Consider the following 276-nt stretch of genomic DNA (forward strand, 5'->3'; position numbering starts at 1 on the left):
CGATTATTAAGCTTGAATTTCGTTAGAAATTCACTCGGTTTATTGCTTGGTAAAATCTATTTGCTTACTTATCTAGTTTTCAATGTGCAATTAAAAAAATGGTGGGCCTAAATGGACTCGAACCATCGACCTCACGCTTATCAGGCGTGCGCTCTAACCAGCTGAGCTATAGGCCCTATCTATTTTTGAATGTTAAATAAACATTCAAAACTGAATACAATATGTCTCCGTTATTCCATGACCTAATGGTCATTCCGTAATATCCTTAGAAAGGAG

General features: G+C 36.6%; 1 tRNA gene. It reads right to left on the reverse strand.

The window, feature by feature from the left end:
- Positions 1-99 precede the first annotated feature (99 nt).
- A tRNA-Ile gene (locus tag LQ609_RS12635) sits at positions 100-176 on the reverse strand.
- Positions 177-276: the final 100 nt, after the last annotated feature.

The sequence above is a fragment of the Mammaliicoccus sp. G-M28 genome (assembly GCF_022386595.1).
Taxonomy (GTDB): domain Bacteria; phylum Bacillota; class Bacilli; order Staphylococcales; family Staphylococcaceae; genus Mammaliicoccus; species Mammaliicoccus fleurettii.